This is a genomic window from Ramlibacter sp. (assembly GCF_036383835.1).
Lineage (GTDB): Bacteria > Pseudomonadota > Gammaproteobacteria > Burkholderiales > Burkholderiaceae_C > Ramlibacter.
On the sequence record NZ_DASVNN010000042.1, the window covers coordinates 1 to 1,726 of the forward strand.

Consider the following 1,726-nt stretch of genomic DNA (forward strand, 5'->3'; position numbering starts at 1 on the left):
AGCGCGCCGCCGGTCATCACGAGCACGATGTTGGCGGCGATCAGGATGAGGAAGAGCCGATCGTGAGCAACTGCTCGAAAGCCCGTTCCCCTGTCGCTCGCCGACGCGGCATTGGCGAGGCGAGGATTCGGGATCCCCACGAGCACAACCAGCGCGAAGACAGCGAAGGTGACGCCGTCGAAGAGGTAGAGCGCCTGGAACGCGCGCAGGTCATGGGCGAAAGCGACGATGAAGCCCGCAACCGTCGCGCCGCTGCCGAGACCGAAGTTGCCTGCGACCCGGCGGAGCGCGATCGAGGAGGCGCGGTGCTCCGCTGAGACCAGGGTCAGGGTCAGAACCTGGTTCGCGGTGCTCGCCAGTCCGAACCCAGCGCCGCCGACGGCCGCGCAGACGAAGGCTTGCCAGGGACGGTCGACGAATGCGAAGGCCGCGTAGCCGAGTGCGCTCGCGAGATTGCCGGTGATCAGGATCGGCTTCGCACGGAAACGATCGAGCAGCGCACCCGACAGGGGCGTGACGACCGCCGCCGTGCCCATGATCGCCGCCAGGACCAGCCCCGCGGTCGCCGTTGGGAAGCCGCGGGCCTGGTGCAGGTAGATGATCTCGAAGGGAAGGATCAGTCCAGTGCCGAAGGAGTTGACCGCGGTCGCGGCCTGAAGAACGAGGACAGGCCCTGGCAAGCCCGTCCGCCAGCCGGCGAACACACGAGCGAGCGTTCTTCTCACTCGCTGCCTGCGGGTGGCTGCTTTCCCGTACATGGGCTCCTCCTCGGGATGCGCACGTTCACCAGCGCCCCCGGCTGACATACGGCGTCCAACTGCGCGCTGTGGCCGTTCGCCTCTACCAGGCGCCGGTCGGAGACGTGCTCGGGCGCGGGCGCGCCGTGTAGTCGTGTGCCCAGCGCGAGCAGGGCCGTGCCCGCCGCTGTCAGCAGGCGCCCAAGCGTGTGGCGCTCTGCGCGCTGCGACGCCGCGAGCCGGTCGCGTGCCGCCTGATCTTCCAGCTCCCGCTGGCGCGCATGAAACAGCATGAGCTGAAGACGTGGATCGAGCATGGTGTGTGTTCCTGTCCTTTCGGAGATGGTGGCGTCGGGGCCGCGCGAGGGCGCAGAGGGTCCAGCCGCGGCGGCGATCGCGAACGGCGAACGCCCCGCGCCCGGCCGGTGCGGACAATTCCATGGGTGACCTTCCAGGGTCGGTTCCAGCTGGTGCGGCACGATCCGGTGGGCGGATCGTCCGGCGGTCGGTAGTGCATACACCGCGGCACTGGGAAACTGGGCGCCCGCGAGCCGCCCAGTTCGCGCCGTGGGCGGTGTATATACTGGGGCTATATACTGGGGCGGTGTATATACTGGGGCGGAGGGACGACGTGGTGCGGGAAGGAAGGTGCGCAGGATGGTGACAGCCGATCTTCTCTCCCGGGCGCGGGCCGGGGATGGCGAGGCGTTCCGGGAGCTGGCCGAGCCGCACCGGCGGGAGCTGCAGGTGCACTGCTACCGGATGCTCGGATCCCTTCAGGACGCCGAGGACGCCGTCCAGGAGACGCTGCTGGCCGCCTGGCAGGGCATCGGCGGGTTCACTGAGGAACGCGCGTCGCTGCGCACCTGGCTGTACAAAATCGCCACCAACCGGTGCCTCAACGCGCGCCGCGCAGCGAGCCGGCGCCCGGCCAGGGAGTGGGACGTCTCTCAGTACGAACCGCTCGTGCCGACCCCGCGCGACGAAGC

At 69.3% G+C, this 1,726-nt stretch carries 3 protein-coding genes; 1 reads left to right on the plus strand and 2 read right to left on the minus strand.

Features of this window, described 5'->3' with window-relative positions; genetic code table 11:
* Together VF522_RS07100 and VF522_RS07105 are read right to left on the minus strand one after the other, a co-directional pair.
* The coding region (locus VF522_RS07100) for an MFS transporter (protein ID WP_330907535.1) at positions 1–758 on the minus strand (758 nt) is incomplete at its 3' end.
* The gene (locus VF522_RS07105; protein ID WP_330907536.1) at positions 722–1,054 is read right to left on the minus strand and encodes a hypothetical protein; all 333 of its coding nucleotides are present in this window, start codon (positions 1,052–1,054) and stop codon (positions 722–724) included. The genes VF522_RS07100 and VF522_RS07105, both read right to left, overlap by 37 nt.
* Before the next feature lie 340 nt (positions 1,055–1,394).
* On the opposite strand from VF522_RS07105, the gene VF522_RS07110 reads away from it, so the two are divergent.
* A partial coding sequence (locus VF522_RS07110; protein WP_330907537.1) for a sigma-70 family RNA polymerase sigma factor occupies positions 1,395–1,726 on the plus strand: 332 nt, incomplete at its 3' end.

Bases quoted from the DNA above. Each gene is read 5' to 3' on its own strand.
- VF522_RS07105 (WP_330907536.1), bottom strand. From the start codon at position 1,054: ATGCTCGATCCACGTCTTCAGCTCATGCTGTTTCATGCGCGCCAGCGG.